Genomic DNA, 21949 nt, shown 5'->3' with positions numbered 1-21949 from the left:
TCTATATATGAATTATAGAAAGAATTCCATTTCCAAAAAATGGAAAAATCCGTCAGAAAAAGTGTAAAAAACAGACAAAAAACTATGCACTAATAGAAATGAATTAAAGAAAGATGTATAGTTATCCTATGGGAAAAGTTGGGGAAAAACTCAAGAATTTCATACGAAAAAGCATGAATCAAATGCCACTTTGGGCGGAGTTTACGCTCTTTTTGGCATTGATCATGATTCTTTTTACTGCAGTGCTTTCCTGGTTTATTTACAATCGGGAAAAAAACAGGATTATTGATGAGGAGCTCAAGGTAAATCATTCACTGCTTGATCTTCGTATGTCCAATATGGAAAGCTATGTAGATTCCCTATCTGCTTTTGCCATAATGCCAGTATATAGCAGTGATTTTTATGCCATGCTTTTGACTAAAGAAGGGCTAAAGGATGCTGCTATAGAGAATATCAGATCTAACGTTCGCTCTACTCTTTATACCAGAAGTGATATCCTGTCGTACCATCTTTATATGGTCAATCAGAATCTTGATGTAGGATGTGACAACCGCAAAGGAATCGTAATGGTGAGAAAAGCGGATAAAATTCAGGAGATGGACAGCTATGTTCAATGTCTCAAAAATCCGCAGAATTATGACCTGTTGCCGGCTGCAGATAAAAGCGGAGTTCTTCGCTTTGCCCACTCTATAATAAAGATTGAAGACAAGAGCACAGTGGCAATTGTTGAATTTGAAGTTGATAAGAGCAGCATTCCCAATATTACCTTTCAGAGCGCAGGACAGCATGAGATTATCAGCTTTTACAATAACAAGGGAGAGCTTTTATATACCACTGCCGGTGAAAAAGAAGCAGATCTTTTACATAAATTATCAGGTTCGGATAACATGTCTCTTTTTCTGGAAAAAGAGACAAAAACAGCACCCATATACCATAAACTTGGGCAAGAACAGTATCTTCTTGCCAAGGCGTCAAGCACGGATGGGAATCTGTATATGACTACTTTGGTTCCTCTTTCAGATGTTTTGTCGCAGATAAATCAGACCAGAAGATTTGCACTTATGGTTGGCGGCATATTTGTTGCATTTGCAGTATTGGCAGCGCACATGCTGATACGCTATTTATCTGCCCCTTTGACTTTACTGGTACAGTATCAAAAGAAATTCGGAAATGGGCAGGTTGTGACAACAAAACTTGGCAGAAGCCGTGAAAGTACTGAACTTAGCAGGTCTTTTAACGAGATGACAGAACGAATCAACTCTCTGGTTCAAAAGAATTATATGGCTGAGCTAAACGAAAATAAGGCAAAACTTGCGGCCCTTGAGGCACAGATCAATCCGCATTTTTTATATAACACCCTACAGGCTATTGGCACGGAAGCCCTGATAAATGATCAGAAGAACATTTATACCATGTTGACGGGAATTGCCTCAAATCTCAGGTACTCTATCAAAGCTGATAATGTTGTGCCACTGTCTGAAGAATTAAAATACGCTGACAATTACATCATGCTACAGCAATGTCGTATGGGAGAGCGGCTGCAGGTCAGAAGGATCATAGAGCCGGATGCTTTGTCTATTCCGATTCCGAAAATATCGGTTCAACCTTTGATAGAAAATTCTATTTTGCATGGGATGGATGGTGACAGAAATTCAATCAGAATTCTTTTAACTATCCGTATGTCTCCGGAAAAGCTTTATATCCAGGTCAGTGATGATGGCGTGGGAATTGCAGAAGATAAGATCAAAGAAATCTGTCAGAATTTCAAGACTCAGACCCTTGTTGATGCCAATCAGGGCATAGGGCTTGGAAATTTGTATAACAGGTTGCTGATCCTATATGGAGATCAGATCGACCTTAACATAGTGAGTAAGACCGGGGAAAAGAGCTATACCGTTGTGGAGTTGCAGATTCCAAGGGCAAGCTGAGTGAATGCTGCGCCCTATGGGGGAGAATGGTATGTACAAAACACTTATCATTGATGATGAACAGCCTGTAAGAATAGCAATCAGCAAGTTGGGAAGATGGGATAAGTACCATCTTGAGAAGCCTGAATATGCAGAGAACGGGCGAGACGGGCTTAAGGCGCTCAGAGAGCTTAAACCTGAAATAATCTTTTTGGATATGCAGATGCCGGTGATGAATGGGATGGAATTCTTGGAAAAGGCTCAACAAGATTTAGAAAACTGCGCTGTTATCGTGATCAGTGGCTATGACGACTTCTGTTATACAAGAAGTGCAGTCAGAAACGGAGCTTTTGACTATCTTCTTAAACCTGTTGCAGAAGATGAGCTAAATGCAGCCATTGAGAATGCAGTGAAAAAATTGCATCCTGTGGAGAATTTCTGCGATTTAGACAATTACACTGATAGCCAAAAAGCAGAAGAAGTTATCGGGAAGATTAAAGATTTTATTGACTCTCACTATAGTGAAGCAATTCGGTTGTCTGATTTTGCCGAGCAGTATTTTTTTTCCGGAGAGTATTTGTCAAAACTCTTCAAATTGCATTACGGAGCTAATATCTATGAATACTTGCAGGAGGTTCGCATGGAAAGAGCAAAAGAACTTTTGACAAAATCTGATTTAAAGGTTCAGGATGTAGCTCAGCGTGTTGGCTATAGTGATACCAACTATTTCTCCAAGGCATTTCGAAACTATACCGGAATGACGCCGAAAGAGTGGAGGTCGCATCATAATAAGTAAAATCAGTTATTGCAGGTACCACAAGCGATGGCTATTTAATTTATTTTTAATAAACTAATTAACGCAATATGGTAGAATTAATACGCGCACGTACATTGATTACCGATAATGAATATATCGAAAATGCAATTGCAATGCTAAAAACATTAGGCTTTTTTGACATCTGATGTGGAGATTGTTATAGAAAAATATGAATAAGAATGAGAGCAAATATTTTAAATCAGCAGAGAAGATGCATAATGCGTTGATAACACTCCTTGATAGTAAGGACTTTGAGTATATTACCATTAAGGAAATATGTGAGACTGCAGGAGTAAACAGATCAACATTCTATCTTCACTATGATAATGTAAATGATCTTCTGCAGGAAACTGTGGAAGCCGTATATAAAGATTTCTTTGGCCGTTTCGGTGCCGAGGGTGCTGAAAGCATTGATATAGATGATAAAGACGATGAGAAACTGTTTCTTGTTACCCCGGGATATCTGATGCCATATCTGAATTTTGTAGAAGAGAACAGGAAACTCTTTTACCTGATGTATGAAAAGAATGAGATGATGGGCGCCGAAAAAATCTATGAGACATGGTTTAAGAACATATTTGGGCCCATACTTACAAGGTTCGGAGTTCCGGAAAATGAGCAGCCGCTTATAATGGTCTTTTATCTTAAGGGTATTATCGGAGTTATCACTGAGTGGGTACGAGGGGGATGCGCCGAGTCCAAAGACGAGATCATAAGCGTTATACAGAAGTGTATCATCAAGCCATAGAGCAGTAAAAACAGTATATCGGACTTACAAATCAACACTTTTTACAAAACGTGTCGGGACCTGTGTTCCTTAAATCAACACATTTTGCAAAAAGTGTTGTTCTTTTTGCAGGCTCATTTTTCTATAATGACTTCAAGCTCAAAACAGAGAGCAAGAAAACAAATTGAAAATAAGAGAGGAAAAGATAAATGAGCCAAACAAATAAGATATATCTGGTAACAGGAGCAGCAGGATTTCTTGGAAGCACAGTCTGCAGAAAGCTTGTTGATAGAAACGAAAAAGTAAGGGCATTTGTCCTTGAAGGTGATAAGTCAGCCGCATATCTTCCGGAAGAAGTAGAAATCGTATACGGAGATCTTTGTAATAAAGATGACCTGGAGAGATTCTTTGAGACGCCTGAAGATACAGAGGTGATCGTGCTCCACATAGCAAGCATCGTAACAGTTAATCCCGACTACAGCCAGAAAGTCATGGACGTAAATGTCGGCGGGACAGAAAATATCATAGAGATGTGCAAAGAGCACAATGTTTCAAAGCTCGTTTATTGCTCATCAACAGGAGCAATACCTGAGGAAGAGAAGGGAAGCATAAGAGAATGTGAGGGTTCGATCCCGCTTGATCCTGAGAGGATCAAAGGATGCTATTCATTGTCAAAGGCTATGGCAACAAATGTGGTGCTCAAGGCTGCAAAGGAAGGGCTTAATGCATGTGTGGTTCACCCTTCAGGAATCCTCGGACCTGAGGACTTTGCAATGGGTGAGACCACAAAGACTCTGGTTGATATCATCAATGGTGAGATGCCCGCCGGAATTGACGGAAGCTTTAATCTGTGTGATGTAAGAGATCTGGCTGACGGACTCATTGGAGCAGCGGATAAGGGAAAAAGCGGAGAGTGCTACATTCTTGGGAATGAGCCTGTCAGCTTTAAGGATTTTACAAAGCTTGTTTCAGAGGAGAGCGGATGTAAACAGATGAAGTTTTTTTTACCTATATCAGCAGCAAACTTCATTGCAAAGATACTTGAGAAAAAAGCCAAAAAGACAGGAGAAAAGCCGCTTATGACAACTTTCTCCGTTTATAATCTTGCAAGAAACAATCGATTTGATTCAAGTAAAGCAAGTAAGGAACTTGGTTATACTACAAGATCATACAGAGAGACCATACGTGACGAGATCAGATGGCTCAAAGAAACAGGAAAGATCGCATAAAAAGGACATTCAAGAGAAAAGAAGGAGAAGAATACGATGAACGATTTAGATAAGGTTTATGCAGAAAGTGTTGCAAAGGATTACATGCCAAAAGAAACAAATAAGGTAAGGCAGCTAAAAAAGCTTGATGAAAGAGCAAAGCTTCCGGCATTTATAACAGCCATGACGCTTGGAATTATTGGGACTTTGATCTTTGGAACAGGGATGTGCTTTGGACTTAGCGTCTTTGGAACAGGAGAAATTTTCATGGTTATTGGGGTGCTTATTGGAATAGTAGGTGCTGCAATCTGCATCATTAACTATCCTTTATACAAGAAGCTTCTGAAAAAGGGCAAGGAAAAATATGCCTTTGAAATTTTGGAACTTGCTAAAGAGATAACAGGAGAAGCATAAAGAGCTCAGCGTAGATGGCTCAAAGTCGAAGGAGGCATCTGTATGAACAAGGTAATAACAATAAGCAGAGAATTTGGAAGCGGAGGAATATATAAAAGAGCGTGGTGAATATATGGATTTATAATTTAGTGCTTATGCGAGCAAGCTCCCAACGCACTAATTACAAATCCATATGAACTGTTCATTACTGCATGACATTCCGTTTTGGAATATCACGATATTCGTTTTATTCATTAGCGAAGAATTCGTAAAGTAAATATAATGAGGATACGGGGTATCTGCCATTATATTATGACTAAAGAAGGACAGGGAATATTATGAATATACTTGTATTGAATGGGTCTCCCAGACCAAACGGAAGCACTGCAGGAATGATAAAGACTTTCAAGACCGAAGCTGAATTCGCAGGACATACCGTGAATATCGTGGATGTTTGCAGGAAAAATATACACGGCTGTCTCGCCTGCGAATATTGTCATGGTAAAGGTGACGGCGAATGTTCACAAAAGGATGATATGTCAGAAATATACGTGCTGCTTCGTGATGCGGATATGCTGGTTCTTGCATCTCCGATCTATTACCACAATGTATCAGGACAGCTTAAGTGCGTGATCGACCGTTTCTATGCGTTATTGTATCCGAAGGCGCCGGGAAGGCTGAAGAAAGTAGCCATGTTTTTGACCTCCGGTGATCCCGATATGTATGACGGAGCCAAATTCTCTTATGACGGAGACTTCCTCGGATATCTTGGACTTGAGGATATGGGGATTTTTACGAATCATGACAAGGGAGTTATGGAAAAGATCAGTGAGATGGTACAGAGGATGTAATGGGATGAAAAGAGTATTTCTGGGTTTATTGCTTTTTGTCATGCTTTTTATTGTTTCAGCCTGTACGGAAAAGGATACTGGCAGAGAAACAGAGCAACTGACCGAAGACACCTTAGACAAGATTGAAAAAGAAGGTCACGAGTGAGTATATTATTGAATATAGAAGCTTCCGAATTCAAACTTATAGTTTGTGATTCGGAAGCTTTTTCGTTTCGCAAATTTTAAAATTGATTAAAATTGCGAAATGAAATACAATTAAATAAAGGCGGTGAAATTACGATGAAACTTATAAAAAGAGACTATTATCTAAATAAACTTTTATCGGTAAAGGATATTCCGGACATAAAAGTAATAACCGGGGTAAGAAGAAGCGGTAAATCTAAATTGATGGATGCTTTCATAGATTTGATATCTGCTGATGATAAGGCTAATATCGTTCGGATCAAGCTGAACTTAAAGAAGTTCGAGAAACTGTTGGATGCAGACAAGCTTTATGACTACATAGAGCAACAGTATGTTGAAGATAAATCAAATTATCTTTTTATTGACGAAATACAGCTGTGTGAAGGCTTTGAACGCGTGATCAATAGCATTTATGAAGAAGAAATCTATGATATTTACCTTACCGGGTCAAATGCATTCCTTTTATCAAGTGATTTGGCTACGTTGTTTGGTGGAAGAGTTTATGAGATAAGCTTATATCCATTTTCATTTAAAGAATATCTTATGTATTATCCATCAAATGATATAGATGAAGCCTTTGATTCTTATGTAAAGAAAGGTGGAATGGCTGGTTCATATCTTTATAAAACGGAGGAAGATGCCAGACAATATGTTAATGGTATCTATAGGACCACTATTACAAAGGATATCGTTAGAAAATTCAAGATAGAAAACGAAGATCTTTTGATAATGATTGGGAACTATCTTATGGATAACGTTGGTAACCAGACTTCGATAAGAAATGTGGCATCCAAACTAACTTCTGGAACCTATAAAACTAATGACAAGACCGTAGGCGCATATATAAATTACTTCTGCCGGTCATTCCTTTTTTATCCAATCCAGCGTTATGACATAAAGGGGAAAAGATATCTGGAATCAGATAAGAAGTACTACCTGTCCGATTTGGCTTTCCGCTTTTCTGAGTTAGGAACAAAAAATGCGGATTATGGGCATCTCTACGAAAACATTGTTGCAATAGAACTTCTCAGACGCGGATACGAAGTATACGTGGGAAAGTTATATGAAAAAGAAGTGGATTTTGTCGCAATCAAAGAAGGCGAAAAGGTCTACATTCAGGTATCTGATGATATATCCAGAGAGGATACTTTTAAGCGAGAAGTTTCATCGCTTTTAGGGATTAAGGATGCTTATCCAAAGTTGCTGATAGCCAGGACAAAACATGATGAAAGCCAGCATGAAGGAATAAGGATTATCGATATTGCCAGATGGCTTTCTGATTCGCAAAAATAATAAAAGTTCAAATTTGCGAAATAAATCAAATTGCTGATTGCCGAAGGATATACGGTAATATAAATTTCAGGATAAAGCAGGATTATGCATAAATGGAATGAACGAAATTCTGCCTATATCAAGGAATTTGCGAATGGTGGCAGTTGATTTATTGGGTGGTATTCTGCCTATATCAAAGGGATAGGGAATAGAGGCAGTTAATTTTACAGCAGTTGTTCTGCCTATATTGTAAAAGAGCGTTAGGGAGGCAGAAAGATATGGCTAAAATTCAATGCCTATATTTATGAAAAATAAAATATAGGCAGAACCAGACATTAAAAAGCACTGCCTCTATTTAAGAAAAATATAATATAGGCAGAACCGGACATCTAAAATACACTGCCTATATTACAAGAAATAGAATAGTAGCAGAACAAAAGCTACAAGAAGGTTATATACAAAAATGTACCTCTAACCCTGTCCCCAAGAGACCACTTACTTACATGAAGACAGTATTCCTAAGCTTGATGAACATCTTGAAAAAACATGAAATCAGATGGAGATTACAATATGATGGAAAAAGTACTAGCTGCGTGCGGAAATGATTGTGCATCCTGTCCCAGATATATAGCGCATCCTTATGAAAAAACAGAGGAAGAGCTTCACCATACAGCAGAGTTATGGCTTAAGATAGGATACCGTGATCATGTTGTTACTAATGAAGAGATATCATGCACAGGATGCAAACCTGAGAATTGGTGCAGGTATCATGTAGTAAAATGCTGTGAAGAAAGAGGCATAAAAACCTGTGCAGATTGCTACGAATATCCCTGTGCCAATATGAAGGAATGTTTTGAAGTTACAAAGTCCTTTGAACCTATGTGCAAAAAGGTCTGCACTGATGAAGAATATATGCAGCTAAAGAGAGCCTTTTTTGAAAAAGAACAGAATCTAGTATGAAGACCTCGGTTTGTGATAGATAAATAATTGATCCTTTGGCCGTGGCTTATTAGTCACGGCTTCTTTTTTTCTAAATGCCATTTTGCATTTCACCTCTCAAAAAATGCAAGTCACCGCCATTTTCCTTTTTTATTGCCTCAAATAAGTTAATATCTGTTTCAGATACAGGAAAACAGGTAACAAGAAAGAGGTCAGATATGAAAAAAGCAATTGAAGTTAGTAATTTGTTCAAACAATACGGCGATGCAACAGCAGTAAACAACATCTCTTTTGAAGTTGAGCAGGGCTCTCTTTTTGCATTCCTTGGAGAAAACGGAGCCGGCAAGTCCACAACCATAAATATGTTAAGCACGATTCTTCCTAAGACCTCAGGCCAGGTCAGGTTAATGGGGGATGAACTTGGAAAAGAAGATGATGCCATCAGAAAGTCTATTGGGATAGTTTTTCAGAATTCAGTACTGGATGGGAACCTGACAGTTAAGCAGAATCTCCTTACAAGAGGCGCATATTACGGGTATGGAAAAAAAGAGATAATGGAGAGGCTTTCGCTCTTTTGGGACGAATTTAATCTGGAAGAAATCTGGAATAAGCGTTACGAGAATCTTTCCGGCGGACAGAGAAGGCGAATAGATATAGCAAGGGCTCTGATCCACAAGCCGGACATTCTTTTTCTGGATGAGCCCACCACGGGACTTGATCCCATGTCTCGCAGGATGGTGTGGGACTATATCAATCACTTAAGGAAAAACGAGAACCTGACTATATTCCTGACAACGCATTACATGGAAGAAACCGCAGAAGCTGACAACGTGGTGATCATGGACAAGGGAAACATAATTGCCGAAGGCTCACCTGCTGAATTAAAGAGCAGGTATACCGGTAAAAAACTTATCTGGTATACAGCACAGAACGAGGAACACACAAAGATAATAGAAACTTCCAGTGCTCCAAGCTTTAGCTACGAGGCTGATCACTACAATATTCTGATGGATGAAGGAATCATGGAATTTATCTGGAAAAACAAAGATTTTATCAGGGATTTTGAAGTGATCAAAGGAACAATGGACGACGTTTTTTTAACACTTACAGGAAAGGAAATGGTGGAGTGCAATGGCTAAAATAAGAGGTCTTTTAGGTCTTACAAAAAGAAACATACTGGTATATATGAATAATAAGGGATCAATTTTTTTCTCAATGCTAACACCGCTTATTATTCTTATTCTTTATCTATTGTTTTTAAAGAGTACCTTTTTGTCATCGCTTGAGCACGCTGCAACGGGCCTTGAGAAGCTGATATTAGCAAAGGACATGGATCAGTTTGTGAATGGTATATTACTTACAGGTATCATCAGCACTGCACTGATCACCATTCCCTACAATGCCCTTGAAACCATAGTCAGGGACAGGGAAGACAGAGTGTATTTTGATATGATATCAACCCCTGTAAAAAGAGCTGAGATCATCCTTTCATATTTCCTGGCAGCGGTAGTTTCAGCCTTTTTTCAGACCTTAGTGGTTCTGTTTTGCGGAATTGGAGTGCTTCTTTTGAACGGAACCATGTATTTTGAAATTTCAGATATTATAGGTCTTGTTGGAGTGATTTTCTTGGGCACTCTTTCATCTACAGCAATCTTTACTCTTATAATGATGTTTTTTAAGAAAATGGGCACCTGCAGTGCATTTATGGGAATCATTTCTGCAGTGTCAGGTTTTATAGTTGGCGCGTACCTTCCGTTATCTGAATTCAGCAAGACAGTACAGAATGTATGTAACCTCATCCCGGCCACAGGAATCACTGTACTTATCAGAAATTTCCTGACCGCTGGAGTTTTAAATCATATGGATGAGAGCATAGGCGGAGTAGACGGCGGCGCATTCTTACATGGCATGAGAGAGTATTTTTCTTTTAACACACAGGTTGGTTCTTCAACTTGGTCATTGAATCAGACCTGCATATATATAATAATAGTTACAGTGGCATTTATTGCAGCTACAAGGATCATCTATCCAAAAGTGTATAACACTTGAATGAAACATGGTTAATATATTCTTGGACTTTATGTTCAAGAATATATAACAGAAAATAAAGAGGAAAAGCCTTGAAGGTAACGTTTAATAAGATTTCACAGGATGAAAGTGAATACGCAGTTGTAAATGCATATGGGCGCACAACTGCCATAGACACTGCAATTGGGCTGCTTGAAAACGGGGAGCAGATCATTATGGGCTATAAGGAAGGCGAGAGCATTCCATGCCCGATTTCCAAGATCTATTACATAGAAACAGTAGATGATAAGTGCTTTGCCTATACTAAGGATGACTGCATTGAGCTGCGAAGCCGTCTCTACGAGGTAGAAAATGCTTTGGATTTCAGGTTCTTTAGGTGTTCTAAATCCATGCTTTGCAATATCAGAAAGATAAAAAGTGTAAAAGCGGAGACCAATGCCAGGATGAGAGCAGTTCTTTTGAATGGAGAGGTTATTCTTATTACCAGAAGCTATGTAAAAGAGATGAAGAAGAGGTTGGGACTATGAAAAAGCTAAAGATAGTAATGGAACAAACTATGCTGGTCAGCTTCCTGGTATTGTGCGCTGTCAGCCTTATCGGATTATTGGTAATGAGGAAAAATGAGTGGTCTTTTGACTGGTATACTCCGGGATCAATCCTTGTTGCCAGCTTTTTATGCAGTCTGGTAACAGTGTTGCTTCTTTATAATGATAAATACGATAAAGAGTTGTCTGCACTAATGCATAACCTGGTGACGCTTCTGCATTTTTTTCTGATGTATATTATAATTATTGTATTCGGACATCTTTGTAACTGGTACAAAACTAAAAATGGCTTTGTTCAGATAACTGTAATCTTCGTGGTTGTCTATGCTGCATCATGGGTAGGCACTGGCATCATGTTCAGGCATGATGAGAAGCTTATCTCAGATGCCCTTGAAAGTGTGAGGGATAAGGAATAATGATTTTATTAGTTAACGCTTGTGTAAAAAAGAATTCAAGAACCAAAAGAATTGCTGACAAGCTTATAGAAAAGCTTAGTAAAAAAACATCTGAAGAAATATTAGAAGTAAAGCTTGAAAATATTTCTTTTCCTAAAACAGATGAGAAATTTCTTGCATATAGAGACGATTGTATTGCAAGGGGTGACTTCTCAGATGTTTATTTCAACCTTGCAAAGACCTTTGCAAAGGCGGATACAATTGTAATTGCAGCGCCGTACTATGACTTATCATTCCCAGCTTCACTTAAGCAGTATGTAGAGCACATCAATGTTTTAGGCATAACCTTTGAATATACAGATGAAGGCTATCCGAAATCTCTTTGTAATGCCCATAAGCTTTATTATGTTACTACAGCTGGTGGTTGCTTCGTTCCGGAAGAGTTTGGATACGGATACATCAAGACGCTTGCCCAAAACTTCTATGGTATTCAGGACTGTGAAAAGATTCAGGCTATTGGACTTGATGTGGTTGGCGTAGATGTTGAGAGTATTGTCAACGGGTGTATTTATAATTTATAACTTGCGTTTTTTTAGGAAGGAGTATTCAACATGGCAAAAGTTCTTTTACTTAATGGCAGTCCAAAGGCAAATGGCTGCACAGCTACTGCACTTAATGAGATGATTTCAATATTTAATGAGGAAGGAATAGAGACGGAGATCATCCACGTGGGCAATAAAGATATCAGAGGCTGCGTTTCCTGCGGGTATTGCGAGAAAAATGGAAAGTGTGTTGTTAATGATCTTGTAAATGAAGTTGCAGGGAAGTTCGAAGAGGCAGATGGATTGGTTGTTGGAAGCCCTGTATACTATGGCTCCCCAAATGGTACAATCCTTTCTTTTATGGACAGGCTTTTTTACAGTACTTCTTTTTCCAAGCAGATGAAGGTCGGTGCGGCTGTCGTAAGCTGCAGAAGAGGCGGCAATACTGCAAGTTTTGATGTCCTGAACAAATACTTTACTATAAGCGGAATGCCGGTGGCTTCAAGCACATACTGGAATCAGGTGCATGGATTTGATGCCGAAGATGTTAAAAAAGATCTTGAGGGACTTCAGACAATGAGAAATCTTGCAAGGAATATGTCTTTCATGATAAAGGCTTTTTCCGATGCAAAAGAAAAATATGGCCTTCCGGCTGTGGAAAGAGATGCATTCACAAGTTTTCCTGATGGGAAATGATACGTAGCTCATTTCCGTTTATATTCTGACGGGCTTTTTCCTGTGATTTTCTTGAAATTGCGTTCAAAAGTTGAAACTGAAGAAAAACCTGCATATTCAGCGATTTCACTGATGGTGAATTCATCAGTATCCATACGGCTTATTGCCCGTTTAACTCGCTGAGTAGCGATGTACTTTGACAGATTAGTATTAGTTTCTTTTTTAAAATAGCGGCAGAGATGTTCTCTTGAATACCCCAAGATTTCTGCGAGGGTTTTAAGTGACAAATCAGACGCAATGTTTTGATATATGTATTTTAAAATATAGTCAATATCAGCTTTAGGTGTTACCATATTCATGTTTTCATTTTTGTTATAGCTGTAGAGTCTTGATGTAATCAAAACCAGACTTGAAATTGTGTTAGAACAAATTATATCGCTTCCTGTAGTGTTGTGGTTGAATTCGTGGGCTATCAGATAAATGAGGTGAAAAACATTTAGTGCATTGTCGTCGTTTAAAATATATTTAAAGCTGTGATTGTTTTTTATTGCAGAAAAAAGTGAAAAATCTTTTAAATCAGCTCTGTTTTCTAATACAGACAGAGACTTTTCTAACTCGTCTTTTGAAAAATCAACTCTGAGTAATCTGGCCGGTCCATGATACTTCTTATCTGCTTTTAGTGTGACCTTGCTTTTTCCACAGGCTAGCACAAATTGATTTGTATGGAGTGTACATTCTTTTTTTCCATCCAGAGAAAGGCCGTTGCCTTCGAAGCAGTAGTATATTCCTATTCCATCAAAGAAAAAGCTGATTTCTGAGTCTATCAGCGTTTCAAAATATGCATTCATATAATTAACTCCAAAATTTATGATATCAATATATGCCGAATTGCAATCAATTATTATGCTAGCAGAAACATCAGAGAAATCAATATACTTCTATAGAGAAGCAGGTAACAATATCAATTTTTGGAGGATACTATGATTTATACAAATTCCAGAGAAGAAATAGCTAGGGACGAGTTCATAAATCCACAGCCATGTTATCGGGGAGCACCCTTTTGGTCATGGAATGGTCTTATTACAAAAGAAATGATTGATGAGCAGATTCAATATTTTAAAGAAATGGGTTTTGGCGGATTTCATGTACACGTCAGAGTTGGATTGAAAAATGAGTATTTATCAGATGAATTTATGGATCTGATCAAGTACTGTGTTGAAAAAGCCAAGCAAAATAGCATGCTTTGCTATTTGTATGATGAAGACAGGTATGCCTCTGGATTTGGAGGAGGCATTGTAACTAAAAATCTGAACTATCGAAAGCGATTTTTGGTGCTCACGCAAAATAAGAATACAGAAGGAAGAATACTTTATTCATACAATCTGAAGAGAGAAAAAGGGAAAATAACAGGTCTTGACGGCAATGAGAATTGGTATGCGTTTGAAGTGGTAGAGAAGGAATCTCCATGGCGCAATTACCAAACCTATGTTGATACAATGAATCCGGAGGCAATTTCATATTTTTTACAGGTTACTTATAAGCGTTATAAACAGGCCGTTGGTGAAGAATTTGGAAAGACAATCCCATCTATTTTTACAGATGAGCCCAATATTGCCGGGTTTATACGTCCGAATTTTTCTGATAACAAAGGCGATTTAAGGATTCCTTTTACTAAAAACCTTCCTGATCGTTTTGAAAAAATATCCGGACTAAATTTTTTTGAATCACTTCCTTATGTATTTTGGGATGGATCAGGGTCTGATATCAGATACTTTTTATATGAAGCATGCACAGAGCTATACAACGAAGCCTACCACAGGCAGATAGGATCATGGTGCAGAGAGAATAATATAGCATATGCAGGGCATATTTTAGGTGAGGAGAGTTTACAAGCTCAGGCGGATGCTGTTGGTGAAGCAATGCGACATTATAAGGAATTTGGATTGCCGGGAATGGATAACCTTTGTGATATCAGGGAGTTTACTACCGCCAAACAGGTAACAAGCGTTGTTCATCAGTACGGACTTGAAGGTGCTCTTAGCGAGGAGTACGGTGTTACACAGTGGAATTTTGATTTTAAGGGCTACAAACTGGCAGGAGACTGGCAGGCTGCCCTAGGTATAACAACAAGAGTCCATCATCTGGCTTGGGCAACTATGGAGGGAGAAGCAAAAAGAGATTATCCTGCGGCAATTGGTTGGCAGTCCCCATGGTATAAAGAGTTTTCTTATATTGAGGATTACTTTGGCAGAATTAACTATATGTTGACCAAGGGAAAACCGGTCACTCAAATCGGTGTTATACACCCAATTGAGAGCTTTTGGAGATTACTGGGGCCTTCTGAAACTCATTTTTCAGAGCAGAAATCCATGGAAAGAGAATTTGAGGAACTTTGTGAAAGGCTTATTACCGGGGGCTATGACTTTGATTATATTTCTGAGGCTTTGGCTAATGAGGATGCCAAATACAAAGGAAATGGTCTTTTTAGTATGGGACAAATGGAGTATTCCACGATTATTGTGCCATCGAATATGACTCTAAGAAAGAGCACAATAAAGCTTCTAAGAAACTTTGCTAAGACAGGGGGAAGACTTATTGTGCTAAAGTCCAATGACGATCTGAATGACATAGCACAAACGGTTGTTTCAATAGATGAGCTCATTGAGAAAATAGATGATTTAAGAACTGTAGACATATTTGATAATAAAGGCAGAAGAACAGAAAAATATCTTTTTAACATGAGAAAAACTGGTAATAAAAACGTATTCTTTTTGGCGCAAGCATTCGCTGGTGTGAAGGCCAGAGACAATGGAATATGGGAGAGACGAGCTATAAACGAATCAGATAAAATATGGCTCACATTCAAAGGAAATTACAGTGTTACCCGTTATGACGCCATTACAGGAGATATACAAAAAGTTGAAGCCATTGTTAGGGATGGCAGGACCAAAGTTTTTATTGAAATGTATAACCAGGATTCATGCCTTTTGGAGTTAAAAGATATCTCTGAAGATAAGAATTTATGCAAAAAAGAATGTGATGATAATAACGCCGAAACAATGAAAAAGTGCCTTTCTTCAGGAGTTCGTATTTCCCGCCCTTCCGGATATAAAAACCTTGAACCTAACGTGTACCTTATAGATATGTTTATGTATAAATTAAAGAATATAGAGACGCAAGAAGTTATCGTAGATACTTGTGATGAAGAAAAAGAGATTCTTCAAATTGATAATTTGTTAAGGAAAAAAACAGGTTTGCCGGGAAGGTACGAAGATGTATGCCAGCCATACGCGCGCAAACCTTCAAGCCGAGACTATATTCTGTCTTTAAGTACAAAGATATGTAGCAGTATCAATTGCATTGGAGCAAAACTGGCACTTGAGGACAGTAAATACTGTAAGGTGTTCTTAAATGGAAAGGAAATAAATCTCAAAGAGGATGCGGGATACTATGTTGACAGAGCAATAAAGTGTTTTACGCTGCCAGAGATTAGGGCAGGTGAAAATATCCTTGAAATTCAAATGCGCTTTGGAGAAAACGCAAATCTTGAACGCATGTACTTACTGGGAGAATTTGGCGTAGAACTTCGCGGAAATAAGAAAATAATTGTGGCTAAACCGGAAATACTCTTTTGGGGAGACTATACCAGACAGGGATTCCCATTTTATACAGGTAATATGGAATATTACGTCGATGTTCCGGCTGTAGAACAATCTGACGATTCGAAGAAAAAAGAAAGAATTCTTCACATTCCTTATTTTGAGGGAGCAGCAGTGAAAGTTTGTGTCCCGAAAGTAAAGGCCCAGATAGTTGCTTTTGCTCCACAAAATGCATCATTACATGGCAAAGAGGCTTGCAGAGTAAAACTGGTTCTTCTTGGAAATCGATATAATGGGTTTGGACAGCTTCATCTCATTGGCGATGATATGGTCTGGCTTGGACCGGATTCATTTAGAAGTTGTGGAGACTCATTTACAAGCACCTACAATGTAATTTCAATGGGGATAATGAGTGAGCCAGTAATGGTCCTTGGGGACGTACATTCCAACAAGATAATTGCTAAAAATGTTCCTGATGCTGTAAACTAAATACAGAACTAAATAACGATATAAGCTTTTTGTTTTTGCAATTAGAATGGTGGGGGATTGTATGATGAGGCTTACAAGCGAGCAACAGGAAATCTACGACGGCAAAAAGGGGGAAACTTACGCCAAGATCATGGAGACTCTGGTAAGATACGGAGAGCTCTTTGGGGCGGAAGAAATGGTTGAAGTTACAGGTAAATATGGGCATCTTGTAACTAGTTTTGGTCTTCAGGTAATTAATCCTGTCTACAAATTAATGGATGAACTTATTGATGCAGGGGTTGTTTCCAAGCAGCAATTCACGATGGATCCAAGACCTCTTGATAGGAACGTTCCATCGAATGTTATCCAGGATCTTGTATTTTATAAATTCATGTATTCCGAGCAAAAGAGATATGAAAAGCAGCTGTCTAAACTTGGACTTAAAAGTAAGGACAGTTTTTCGTGTGCCTGCTACTTTGATGAGCAGGGCAACAGGCCAAAGAAAGGCGATATTCTTAGCTGGGCTGAGTCCTCGGCAGTTGTATATGCCAATTCTGTTTTGGGAGCAAGATGCAACAGAAATTCCGGAATCATAGAGCTCTTTGGATCAATTCTTGGATGTGTTCCAAAGTTTGGGCTTCTTACAGACGAAGGCAGAAAGGCCACCTGGAAGGTGGAAGTTAAGACAACTAAGCTTCCGCCTGCGCAGGTTCTGGGTTCTGCCATAGGCATGAAAGTCATGGAAGATGTGCCATATGTCTACGGGTTATCAGATTTTCTGGGAAAAGAACTTACTCCAAGCGTTTGCGATTATTTGAAAAACTTCGGGGCTGCTACAGCGTCTAATGGCGCAGTAGGTCTTTATCATATCGACAAGCTTACTCCTGAAGCCGTTGAGCTGGGAGAGAGTCTTATAGCAGATAATGCCAGGACTTATGTAATAGACGATGCAGAAATCCAAAGAGTAATAGATAGTTATCCGATCATTTGGAAGAACAAAGATGCTAAGCCTAAAATGTGTTTCATTGGCTGTCCTCATCTTTCAAAATCTGAGCTTAAAGGCTGGATTCACGACATATATGAGGGAGTAAAAGGAAGTGGGAAAAAGACTACAATGATTCCCACCGTACTTACTGCTGCGCCCGGAGTATTGGATGCAATCAGGGGAAGCAAAGAAGAGAGCATGGCAGAGGAAATCCATCTGACACTTAGTTATATTTGTCCTTTGATGTATTGTGATAATCCGCTTGTTCACTCTATTCCAATAATCACCAATTCCAATAAACTGAGGACTTACACCTCATGCAGATTCTATGAAGACAAAAAGATCTTACAAATGATCACTGGGAAGAGGAGGATGTAATCATGAAAGAGTTTAAGGGTAGAGTAGTGATACCGGGACAATGCAGTGCAACAGCGCTTGTTTCTCATGGCGGTTTTAATACACTTGCAAGTTATCAGACAAGTTTTCTTACAGGAGACAAAAAGGCAACTTGTTCAGATCAGAACAATCCTGACATATACAAAAAACCTATGGCGGGGGTAGCACTCTGTCTTCCCCAGACCATCGGTTCAACCACTGGTGGCATGATCTTATTTACAGCTGCTGATTACGGAAGGCAGCCCGCCTGCATGCTTTTTGCAAACCCAATTGATTCTATTGGCGCTGCGGGAGTTCTTTTGGCAGATATCTGGACAGAGGCTAAAATGCCAACCATCGATAGCCTTGGCGAAGAATTCCTATCATATGTGAAGACCGGCATGACTGTTAATGTAAAGGATGGCGGCATTGTTGAAGTAGATGACTGATAATTAAAGATAGGATTTTATGATAGAAAGGTGTCCCTTTTTATAAATATTGCCAACAAGTAACCAAAAGATACTTTTTAAACTGACTAATAATTGATAAAATTGTTGTGAAAATTGAAACTATATTTCATATTGTATTAGTAATCTTATGGAGGGAAAAATGGTGAACAGAAAGGGTACAATTAAAAAGCTGGCAGCTGTCAGCACGGCAATGATGATGGCCGGAACAATGATCATGGCAACTCCGTTAACAGTAAGGGCATATGATGATCCTAATCCGGCAGGATCTAGCATATATACGGTTTATGAAGGTGAAACTCTGACTGATAATAACGGAACAATAGAGAACAATTTGGGAACGGTTACAAATAACAATGCCGGTGGCAAGATTGATATTAATAGAGGAACTGTTACGAATAACAATGAAGGTGGAGAAATAAGGAATAATTCTGTCGATGGCGGAATTGTCATAGACAATAAAGGAATTATTGAGCAAAATGGAGGAACAGTAAGTGAAAATAATGGTGATATTACTAGAAATGAAACTGGTGCTCATGTAACTATCAATAATGGAACCGTAGAGGAAAACAGCGCTGGACACATAGACACCAATAATGGGACAGTTACTCTTAATGATGGTACAGTGACATTAAATGAAGGAACCGGAGTTGTTGGAAGAAATACAAGTCAGGTAAAAACGAATAAGGGCAAAGTTACTGACAATGATGGAACAGTAAGTAACAATTTTGGAATAGTAGAGACAAATAATTTCGGAAGCGTAACAAATAATTTTGGAATCGTAAAAAATAATAACGGTACTGTTAAGGGCAATTACGACAATGCCACAGTGGAAAACGGCAATCCTGCTGAAGTGCAGTACTGGTCAGTTACCATTACGGATGTGGGAAATAACACAGTTACCTTTGATAGATATCAAGATAATGACGCCAGTGATTTTGTGAGCAGAAACGCAACCGGTAAATATTATCTGGAAGATACCATCGGATCCGGTATAATAAACATTTCTATTGCTGAAGAGAACAGGATATCAGATACCCCTGTTTCTAATGAACAGACCGCAACATGTTCATACGTACTTACTCCAAACCAGAGTGGTGATGGTTATATCCTGACAGTCAGCTCTGTTACAGGAGTTACAAGCCTTACACTGGCACAGCTCGGACTTATCGCCAGAGCAATCCAGGGTGGCGGAAGCAGTAATCCTGATGATGAAAATGGTGGAAGCAACACATCAAATGGCGGATCTGTAACAGTTGTAGTAGATGATTCCATCACAGTAGTTCCAAGTGAAGGCGAAAGTGGCAGCCAGTTATCCGGATCCTCATCAGCTGAGATCCCGACTGATGCTATCGCAATTGCTCTTCCGGCAACAAGTCAGGCTACAGCAGTAGCAACATTAGGTCGAGAAGCAACAGCAGTAGCAGCAGGAGGCCGTGAGGCTGCAAGAGCAATAACACTTAAGATGGCTAAGCTGACGGATGCACAGTACAAGGATGCAGTCATCAATAACTTATCTGCTACACCGGCAGGCGGACTCTTCCGTCTGGAGACCGACAGGATCTCATGCTTTGACAGAGCAATGCTTGAAACTTTTGCCAAGAGAAGTAACGTGGATATGGAAGTTCTTTTCCCTCTCGGAAACAAAAAGATCAGCGTTGTGATCCCTGCAGGTTATGACATCAACAAGCTCCTTGACAACAAGGGCTACTGTGGATTCCTTCGCCTTCTTGCGCTCCTCGGCTGAGAGATAGTTACAAAATGATGGTCCCAGGGGACGGGGCAATGTCATTTAGATAAGAGTTCACTATCCCCACCTAACATTTAAAACTAAATATTTTCCTGAAATCAGAGGTGAAATACCCTCTGATTTTTTATGCTTTTTAAGGTCCTAGGGGACGGGTTTAGTGTTTCATTACAGGAAATAAAGCGGTGGACGTTGCAAGAATTTTACATTGACATCTAAGGATGCTATGCTAAAATTATTTTTAATAAAACATATTTTAACAAAAACAGTTTTAGTGAAGAGAAATATCAGTAGGAGAAATACGTATGTTTATAGGAAGAGAACATGAAATGAGTGTACTGGAGGAAACATATAATCAGCCAGGTTTCCAAATGACTGTTATTTACGGTCGCAGACGTATAGGTAAATCTACGCTTATTACAGAATTTATTAAAGATAAGAGAGCGTCCTATTATATAGCAGCAAAATCCAGCTTAGAAGATAATGTTAAAAAGTGGAGTGCACAATTCATTTCTGATATCGTACCAGAGATGGAAGGTGTAGAGTTTTCAGATTTGGAAGGCTTCTTTAAGTTTGTAGGTAATAGTTGTAAGGATGAAAAAACAGTAATCGCCTTGGATGAAATACCATATATTGCCGAAGTAGACGAGTCTTTTTTATCAAGATTTCAAGGTGCGATTGATTCAATTCTTAGTAAGAAAAATATATATCTTATTATTAGTGGCTCCGCAATTAGTTTTATGGAGAAAAAAATCTTGAGTGAAAAGAGTCCGCTGTTTGGCAGACGTGATAATCAAATTTTTTTAAAACCGTTTGATTACCTGGATTCTGCTAAATTTGTGCCTAACTACAATAATGAGGAAAAAGCTGTTGTATTTGGTGTAACTGGCGGAGTTGCAAAATACTTAACACTTTTTGATGATTCTATTTCGTTAGATGATAACTTAATAAATAATTTTTTTAAACCATCCGGCTACCTTTATGAAGAACCATATAATTTGCTTATGCAAGAGTTCAGAACTGTTAACACATACAATACAGTGATTGAGGCGTGCTCAGGTGGAGCAAATAAAGTAAATGAAATCGCTGACAAAGTACATGAGTCGACCGCTGCAGTTTCATATACGATAAAGAATCTTACTACAGTTGGAGTTCTGGCAAAAGTTTCCGCGATAACAGATGAAAAGAACAAAAAGAAGGTTAACTATGAAATCGCTGATGGAATGTATCGTTTTTGGTATAAATTCATACCAAAGGGGCGTGCGGCCATCGAGATGAACCGCGGAGAAGTTTACTATAATATGTACGTAAAGAACAATTTGCATGATTTCATGGGTGAGATTTTTGAAGATATGTGTAGATATTACGTTCTTTCACATGGACTAGATGGAAAGCTGAAATGCATGACTACAAATGTAGGAAAATGGTGGGGGATGGGACATGATCATATTCCAACAGATATTGATGTTGTTGGAATTGATGAAATTGGAAAGAAGGCAATTCTTGGAGAGTGTAAGTTCAAAAACGAACAGATAGATAAGCCTATCTATGAAGACCTGATGAACAGAAAAGGTCTTATTGCCAGAAAATATGAGGAAGTTCAGTATATGTTTTTTTCTTTGTCAGGCTTTTCTCAGTGGGTTGCTGAGAATGCTGATGCTGAGAAGGTGTCATTGTTAACATTAGATGATTTGTATAGCTAAATGCGAAAATGGCAATATATGCTAGAGCCTTTATGGTGGTTGTAAGTGAAGGTGCTCTTGAGAAAAAAATCAGATAATTTTTGCCACAAATTTTTTTCGCTCGTATAAATAATCAGAAATCAA

The 21949-nt window shown here is 38.7% G+C and carries 21 protein-coding genes; 20 read left to right on the top strand and 1 reads right to left on the bottom strand.

The genetic code is table 11. From position 1 onward, the window contains the following. The first annotated feature begins 128 nt into the window (after nucleotides 1-128). The 15 genes from E7303_RS08060 (at nucleotide 129) to E7303_RS07990 (ending at nucleotide 12503) form a co-directional block, all read left to right on the top strand. Nucleotides 129-1928: a sensor histidine kinase gene (locus E7303_RS08060; protein WP_292144679.1), complete on the top strand. Its 1800-nt coding sequence runs from the start codon at nucleotides 129-131 to the stop codon at nucleotides 1926-1928. Nucleotides 1929-1959: 31 nt separating this feature from the next. Continuing rightward, complete coding sequence (locus tag E7303_RS08055; protein WP_292144678.1) at nucleotides 1960-2703, top strand: response regulator transcription factor; 744 nt, start codon at nucleotides 1960-1962, stop codon at nucleotides 2701-2703. 190 nt (nucleotides 2704-2893) lie between these two features. After that, a complete protein-coding gene (locus tag E7303_RS08050) occupies nucleotides 2894-3472 on the top strand; it encodes a TetR/AcrR family transcriptional regulator (RefSeq protein WP_292144677.1) in 579 nt (192 codons plus the stop codon). A gap of 188 nt (nucleotides 3473-3660) precedes the next feature. Beyond that, on the top strand, nucleotides 3661-4680 hold the full coding sequence (locus E7303_RS08045) for an NAD-dependent epimerase/dehydratase family protein (RefSeq protein WP_292144676.1): 1020 nt from the start codon (nucleotides 3661-3663) through the stop codon (nucleotides 4678-4680). A gap of 36 nt (nucleotides 4681-4716) precedes the next feature. Then, a complete protein-coding gene (locus E7303_RS08040) occupies nucleotides 4717-5073 on the top strand; it encodes a dihydropteridine reductase (RefSeq protein WP_292144675.1) in 357 nt (118 codons plus the stop codon). A 317-nt stretch (nucleotides 5074-5390) separates the two neighbouring features. Next, the gene (locus tag E7303_RS08035; RefSeq protein ID WP_292144674.1) at nucleotides 5391-5903 is read left to right on the top strand and encodes a flavodoxin family protein; all 513 of its coding nucleotides are present in this window, start codon (nucleotides 5391-5393) and stop codon (nucleotides 5901-5903) included. Between the two features lie 4 nt (nucleotides 5904-5907). After that, nucleotides 5908-6048 carry a hypothetical protein gene (locus E7303_RS08030; RefSeq protein WP_292144673.1) on the top strand — a complete coding sequence of 47 codons (141 nt, stop codon included), beginning with the start codon at nucleotides 5908-5910 and terminating at the stop codon, nucleotides 6046-6048. 134 nt (nucleotides 6049-6182) lie between these two features. Next, nucleotides 6183-7379, top strand: a complete 1197-nt coding sequence (locus E7303_RS08025; RefSeq protein WP_292139210.1) for an ATP-binding protein — start codon at nucleotides 6183-6185, stop codon at nucleotides 7377-7379. Nucleotides 7380-7928: 549 nt separating this feature from the next. Then, on the top strand, nucleotides 7929-8318 hold the full coding sequence (locus tag E7303_RS08020) for a DUF3795 domain-containing protein (RefSeq protein ID WP_292144671.1): 390 nt from the start codon (nucleotides 7929-7931) through the stop codon (nucleotides 8316-8318). Nucleotides 8319-8515: 197 nt separating this feature from the next. Then, nucleotides 8516-9436: an ABC transporter ATP-binding protein gene (locus E7303_RS08015; RefSeq protein ID WP_292144669.1), complete on the top strand. Its 921-nt coding sequence runs from the start codon at nucleotides 8516-8518 to the stop codon at nucleotides 9434-9436. Then, on the top strand, nucleotides 9429-10346 hold the full coding sequence (locus tag E7303_RS08010) for an ABC transporter permease (RefSeq protein WP_292144667.1): 918 nt from the start codon (nucleotides 9429-9431) through the stop codon (nucleotides 10344-10346). The genes E7303_RS08015 and E7303_RS08010 overlap by 8 nt, the downstream gene beginning before the upstream one ends. Nucleotides 10347-10417: 71 nt before the next feature. Continuing rightward, complete coding sequence (locus E7303_RS08005) at nucleotides 10418-10852, top strand: LytTR family DNA-binding domain-containing protein (protein ID WP_292144666.1); 435 nt, start codon at nucleotides 10418-10420, stop codon at nucleotides 10850-10852. Beyond that, nucleotides 10849-11286 carry a DUF3021 family protein gene (locus E7303_RS08000; protein ID WP_292144665.1) on the top strand — a complete coding sequence of 146 codons (438 nt, stop codon included), beginning with the start codon at nucleotides 10849-10851 and terminating at the stop codon, nucleotides 11284-11286. The genes E7303_RS08005 and E7303_RS08000 overlap by 4 nt, the downstream gene beginning before the upstream one ends. Then, on the top strand, nucleotides 11286-11846 hold the full coding sequence (locus E7303_RS07995) for an NAD(P)H-dependent oxidoreductase (RefSeq protein ID WP_292144664.1): 561 nt from the start codon (nucleotides 11286-11288) through the stop codon (nucleotides 11844-11846). Before E7303_RS08000 ends, E7303_RS07995 begins: the two co-directional genes overlap by 1 nt. Before the next feature lie 30 nt (nucleotides 11847-11876). Next, complete coding sequence (locus tag E7303_RS07990; RefSeq protein WP_292144663.1) at nucleotides 11877-12503, top strand: flavodoxin family protein; 627 nt, start codon at nucleotides 11877-11879, stop codon at nucleotides 12501-12503. An 8-nt stretch (nucleotides 12504-12511) separates the two neighbouring features. Here E7303_RS07990 and E7303_RS07985 read toward each other — a convergent pair whose 3' ends face one another. Then, the gene (locus E7303_RS07985) at nucleotides 12512-13330 is read right to left on the bottom strand and encodes an AraC family transcriptional regulator (protein WP_292144662.1); all 819 of its coding nucleotides are present in this window, start codon (nucleotides 13328-13330) and stop codon (nucleotides 12512-12514) included. Nucleotides 13331-13462: 132 nt separating this feature from the next. Between E7303_RS07985 and E7303_RS07980 the strand changes: the two genes are divergently transcribed. The 5 genes from E7303_RS07980 (at nucleotide 13463) to E7303_RS07960 (ending at nucleotide 21826) form a co-directional block, all read left to right on the top strand. Further along, nucleotides 13463-16570, top strand: coding sequence for a glycosyl hydrolase (locus E7303_RS07980; RefSeq protein WP_292144660.1), 3108 nt, complete (start codon nucleotides 13463-13465; stop codon nucleotides 16568-16570). Nucleotides 16571-16631: 61 nt separating this feature from the next. Beyond that, nucleotides 16632-17912: an aconitase X gene (locus E7303_RS07975; RefSeq protein WP_330601645.1), complete on the top strand. Its 1281-nt coding sequence runs from the start codon at nucleotides 16632-16634 to the stop codon at nucleotides 17910-17912. Nucleotides 17913-17914: 2 nt separating this feature from the next. After that, a complete protein-coding gene (locus E7303_RS07970; RefSeq protein ID WP_103868835.1) occupies nucleotides 17915-18358 on the top strand; it encodes an aconitase X swivel domain-containing protein in 444 nt (147 codons plus the stop codon). A 160-nt stretch (nucleotides 18359-18518) separates the two neighbouring features. After that, complete coding sequence (locus tag E7303_RS07965; protein ID WP_292144659.1) at nucleotides 18519-20123, top strand: right-handed parallel beta-helix repeat-containing protein; 1605 nt, start codon at nucleotides 18519-18521, stop codon at nucleotides 20121-20123. A gap of 305 nt (nucleotides 20124-20428) precedes the next feature. Beyond that, complete coding sequence (locus tag E7303_RS07960; RefSeq protein WP_292144658.1) at nucleotides 20429-21826, top strand: ATP-binding protein; 1398 nt, start codon at nucleotides 20429-20431, stop codon at nucleotides 21824-21826. Nucleotides 21827-21949: the final 123 nt, after the last annotated feature.

The organism is Butyrivibrio sp., from assembly GCF_015056685.1.
Lineage (GTDB): Bacteria > Bacillota > Clostridia > Lachnospirales > Lachnospiraceae > Butyrivibrio.
This window is presented reverse-complemented; position numbering and strand designations above follow the sequence as displayed.

Bases quoted from the DNA above. Each gene is read 5' to 3' on its own strand.
- E7303_RS08060 (WP_292144679.1), top strand. From the start codon at position 129: ATGGGAAAAGTTGGGGAAAAACTCAAGAATTTCATACGAAAAAGCATG.
- E7303_RS08055 (WP_292144678.1), top strand. From the start codon at position 1,960: ATGTACAAAACACTTATCATTGATGATGAACAGCCTGTAAGAATAGCA.
- E7303_RS08050 (WP_292144677.1), top strand. From the start codon at position 2,894: ATGAATAAGAATGAGAGCAAATATTTTAAATCAGCAGAGAAGATGCAT.
- E7303_RS08045 (WP_292144676.1), top strand. From the start codon at position 3,661: ATGAGCCAAACAAATAAGATATATCTGGTAACAGGAGCAGCAGGATTT.
- E7303_RS08040 (WP_292144675.1), top strand. From the start codon at position 4,717: ATGAACGATTTAGATAAGGTTTATGCAGAAAGTGTTGCAAAGGATTAC.
- E7303_RS08035 (WP_292144674.1), top strand. From the start codon at position 5,391: ATGAATATACTTGTATTGAATGGGTCTCCCAGACCAAACGGAAGCACT.
- E7303_RS08030 (WP_292144673.1), top strand. From the start codon at position 5,908: ATGAAAAGAGTATTTCTGGGTTTATTGCTTTTTGTCATGCTTTTTATT.
- E7303_RS08025 (WP_292139210.1), top strand. From the start codon at position 6,183: ATGAAACTTATAAAAAGAGACTATTATCTAAATAAACTTTTATCGGTA.
- E7303_RS08020 (WP_292144671.1), top strand. From the start codon at position 7,929: ATGATGGAAAAAGTACTAGCTGCGTGCGGAAATGATTGTGCATCCTGT.
- E7303_RS08015 (WP_292144669.1), top strand. From the start codon at position 8,516: ATGAAAAAAGCAATTGAAGTTAGTAATTTGTTCAAACAATACGGCGAT.
- E7303_RS08010 (WP_292144667.1), top strand. From the start codon at position 9,429: ATGGCTAAAATAAGAGGTCTTTTAGGTCTTACAAAAAGAAACATACTG.
- E7303_RS08000 (WP_292144665.1), top strand. From the start codon at position 10,849: ATGAAAAAGCTAAAGATAGTAATGGAACAAACTATGCTGGTCAGCTTC.
- E7303_RS07995 (WP_292144664.1), top strand. From the start codon at position 11,286: ATGATTTTATTAGTTAACGCTTGTGTAAAAAAGAATTCAAGAACCAAA.
- E7303_RS07990 (WP_292144663.1), top strand. From the start codon at position 11,877: ATGGCAAAAGTTCTTTTACTTAATGGCAGTCCAAAGGCAAATGGCTGC.
- E7303_RS07985 (WP_292144662.1), bottom strand. From the start codon at position 13,330: ATGAATGCATATTTTGAAACGCTGATAGACTCAGAAATCAGCTTTTTC.
- E7303_RS07980 (WP_292144660.1), top strand. From the start codon at position 13,463: ATGATTTATACAAATTCCAGAGAAGAAATAGCTAGGGACGAGTTCATA.
- E7303_RS07975 (WP_330601645.1), top strand. From the start codon at position 16,632: ATGATGAGGCTTACAAGCGAGCAACAGGAAATCTACGACGGCAAAAAG.
- E7303_RS07970 (WP_103868835.1), top strand. From the start codon at position 17,915: ATGAAAGAGTTTAAGGGTAGAGTAGTGATACCGGGACAATGCAGTGCA.
- E7303_RS07965 (WP_292144659.1), top strand. From the start codon at position 18,519: ATGGTGAACAGAAAGGGTACAATTAAAAAGCTGGCAGCTGTCAGCACG.
- E7303_RS07960 (WP_292144658.1), top strand. From the start codon at position 20,429: ATGTTTATAGGAAGAGAACATGAAATGAGTGTACTGGAGGAAACATAT.